This window comes from Nostoc foliaceum FACHB-393 (genome assembly GCF_014698505.1).
GTDB lineage: Bacteria > Cyanobacteriota > Cyanobacteriia > Cyanobacteriales > Nostocaceae > Nostoc > Nostoc foliaceum_A.
The window spans coordinates 1-3,887 of sequence record NZ_JACJTD010000156.1; the positions used below are offsets into that span (position 1 = coordinate 1).

Consider the following 3,887-nt stretch of genomic DNA (forward strand, 5'->3'; position numbering starts at 1 on the left):
AGTGTTGAACCTGTTCCGGTCGCAATTTAAACCTGTAATCAATATTTTGTTTCGGCTGTGTCGCCATTCAATGACTTCAGCCACATATCCTTGTTGGATTTAAGCCGAAGTTTGATTTTCAAGTCAGAAGGGATAGCGAAGCGTTAGCGAGTCCGCGAGCGTCAGAATTTGAACGGGGTTTTAACCCCGCCCAATTCTTGGCCACCTGTGGCAGAGATTATGGTGGGGGACTCAGACCCATGTTCTCTCTGGTCAAGGGCTTTAGCGCAAAACAGTATTCCAACTGAGCCTCCTGCCTCCTGCCCTCTGCCTTTCTTGTTGAACATTTCTAAATTGCAATCGTCGGTTGCAAAAAAGCGCTTTCCAACCGCTGCTGTAATCGCGTATATCGCAGTTGGCCGTCAGTAGAACGCAAAGCCTTGGATATCGCTTTCTTGGAACCAACGACAATCGCTAACTGCTTGGTACAAGTTAATGCTGTGTAAAACTGTTTACGAGACAACATCATATAAGGCTGCGTATAGATTGGCAGAATCACTACCGGATATTCTGACCCCTGGCTTTGATGAATGGTGAGGCTCCAGGCGAGGGCAATTTGATTTAAGTCTGCTCCCGTCCTAACGACAGTACGCTTACCATACTGCACAGTAACTTCCATCTCTTCAGGATCAATGGCCTTGATAATTCCGAAGTCGCCATTAAAAATTTCGTGATTATAATCATTAGTCAGTTGAATGATCCGATCGCCTTCTCGTAATAAATTCCCGCCCCTGGTAATCTCTACTTTGTCGGGACTGGGCGGATTAATCAACTGCTGCAATAAGGTATTGAGGTTACGGGTCCCAAGCAAACCCCGCGACATGGGGCAAAGCACTTGCACATCAGTAGCTCGATTGTAACCCAGGCGGGGAATCAAGTCTGTAATGATTTCGGATATTGCTTTAACACCATGTTTGGGGTGATGACCGCCGCCGTGCCACAGACACTCAGACACGGGATTATCGGAAATCGGTTCAATTGTGGGAAACTGGCTTCGGTTAATTTGGTGAGCAGCGGTGATAATTGCGCTCTGTTGGGCTTGCCTAAATACCTTGGTCAACCGCACCACCGGAACGTGACCAGAATTAATCAAGTCAGCAAGGATTTGACCGGGACCGACAGAGGGTAACTGGTCAATGTCACCCACTAGCAGTAGTTGGGAACCGTATTGTATCGCCTTTACCAAAGAAGATGCTAGAAACAAATCAAGCATACTAGCTTCTAGCGCGACAATTGCGGTATGGGGTAAAGGGTTTTGATTATCGCGTAAGAAGCCCATTGTCTTTGGGTCAAATTCCAACAAGCAGTGTATCGTCTTGGCTTCGAGTTGTGTGATTTCACTCAGGCGTTGAGCAGCGCGTCCAGTTGGCGCAGCTAAGGCGATAGATTTGCCCATTGCTTTCCACAGAGAGACTATGGTGTGGGTGGTGAAAGTTTTACCGCAACCGGGGCCACCAGTAAGAATCATTACCCTTGAATATGCAGCCATTTCTACCGCTAGCCGTTGCTGTGGTGAAAGTTTGATTTTATGACTCTTGGTGAAGCGCTCAATCCAGGCGCGAACACGAGGCATATCTTGTGCAACTGGTTGGCAAAATCTAGATTGTATTAATTGAGCAAGGTTCTGTTCGGTGTGAAAGTAGGTTGGTAGATAACATAGCAGCGTTTGGTCTTCGCTTTTCTCGCGGATTAAGTCATCCTTGAGTGCCATGTCTTTGATAATATCAGCGAGGGCATCTTCTTCGGGTGTGTGATCTGCTGTAGTCAGCAGTTTGATCACATTCTCAATGAGTTTTGGCTGGGGTAAATAGCAATGCCCATCGGCAGCAGCTTCGTTCAAAACATGAATTAAACCAGCACGGTAACGGAACTGACTATCGGGCGCAACTCCTAAATTAAAGGCAATTTTATCAGTTCTCAGAAAACCAATACCGTAGATGTCAGCAGCTAACTGGTAGGGATTGCTGGTGAGAGTAGCGAGTGCTTCATCCTTGTACTGCCTGTAAATTCTGACTGCATAAGTATTAGAAACGCCATGACTGTGGAGAAATAGCATTAAATAGATGTAAGAGATGTAAGAAAATAAAATAAAAATAAGTTGATAGCTAAATAAAGATATTTTGAATTGAAGCAGGGACTTGATATTTGGGTTATGCCATCGGCGACGGCGACCCGGACGCGAACAATCCCACAAACTATCGAGTTTGCCCCAGTACCAGCGATGAATTGTGTCGCGTACAGTCTGTGGATGCCATTTTAAATATTGTGCGATCTTTAGCACTGTCCATCCTGCTGCTGATAAGCGTAGTACAGTGGCACGACTTTGAGTTCTTGGTGGTATACCTTTTGCTTGAGTGAGTGCTAGTAGGGCTTGATCTTCCTTTGGTGACAGTTCAACTTTTAAAGGCGCTGGCATCTTGGTCAGGGGTAAAAATATTTACGACTAAAAGAGATTATCCCAATTTGATGTGCCATTTCACTTTAATGAATTCTATTTACGAACGCCAAGATGCTCCCTAATGGGCGAAGGGACTTTAGCGAATGGCAAATTAATTTTTGATGTCAGAAATTACACGGTTAAAAATCCAACTTTAACGTCGCTCATACTGCATCATGATACTTGTCTAGGTTAGTATATAGTCTAGCATTGCGTTCATTTGGTCTGTTTACCTAGATGAACATAATGCAGAAAGTTTTCCTGCATAGCGATGCCGATGCTAGTTATAATTACGTAAACAGGTATTTACATTGGTTGTGATCAAGAGTAATTTAGATGCGTTTGACCTGGAGTAGCGGTAAAGCTAAAAATTATCAGCCATTGTTAACTAAATCGTAGTCCCAGGTTGAACTGTTTACTGATAACTGATAACTATTTAGAGTGTACTTCAAGAGTAGCCTGGTTGGATGCGACCGTAGTTAGATATGAGTAATGGAAAAATCACATATTCAATACAAGTACGTCAGAAAAAGCGAATTGCGTTAGCGACGAACGCGAGTGCGTCTCGCAGAGAAGGAGCGTCACTGCGTTAGCGGAGCGGGGCGTTAGCAAGAGTGCGAATTGTTCGGTCATCCGGCAAGTTAGTCAGAAGCATCCAAATGGTTTTTCAAAGTGTAGGGGCAATCAGGAGTTTTGATTCCACTGGCGTAAGGTAATTTATAGGATGCCCAAATTTGCCACCGCAAAACATCAACTCCAATAGTTGAACTACCGAATTGTACTCGACAGTCTTTGTTTGGGTTTTGTATAACATTTTTGATGATGGTATTTATCGCTTCTACCTTGAGATTATTCGGTATGCCCATTAGTAGTTTTGTAAGCCACTGTTTGATTTTTGGTGACTGTAGCCAGTCTTTGATTTGGTCATCAGTAGGGGTTAGGCGATTGGCTAATTGCGTTGGATTTTCTTCATCTTTATTAACTTGAGTTTTTGGTTGGAATAGTTGCTGAAAATGAGCATTTTTGTTTGACATAAAAATGATTGGTTAAAAGAGAATATCTCTATTATAGATAAATTTGATAAGCCCGATAATAGCTAATATATTTTAGGAAAATATTAAGATAACAAATATAAAAAATTGATTTATAATTTTAAAATAACTTACAAGTAATTGACTAAGTATTTATGTTATAAATATTAAATAAGTTCTTTATGCAAGTATCAAATAAATACTATGCACCCAATAGAGTTTAAGAAAAAGTGGAAATTAACCTACCCCGAACCTGACTTTTCACGGGATGTGGAAAGGGGAAATTGGTTCGCGAATGATATTCGCGAATCACTGTGACTTTTTATATTTAGAAGCTTCCTCAACCAAATCTTTTAAACCCTGATTGAGAATTTCAACCG

Annotated in this window: 2 protein-coding genes; both read right to left on the reverse strand. The window is 42.4% G+C overall.

Annotation, left to right across the window (positions count from 1 at the left end; all coding sequences use genetic code 11):
* Positions 1-328: 328 nt before the first annotated feature.
* The gene (recD2, locus tag H6G92_RS38360; protein ID WP_190902039.1) at positions 329-2,455 is read right to left on the reverse strand and encodes an SF1B family DNA helicase RecD2; all 2,127 of its coding nucleotides are present in this window, start codon (positions 2,453-2,455) and stop codon (positions 329-331) included.
* Between the two features lie 662 nt (positions 2,456-3,117).
* A complete protein-coding gene (locus H6G92_RS38365) occupies positions 3,118-3,510 on the reverse strand; it encodes a hypothetical protein (RefSeq protein WP_190902041.1) in 393 nt (130 codons plus the stop codon).
* Positions 3,511-3,887: the final 377 nt, after the last annotated feature.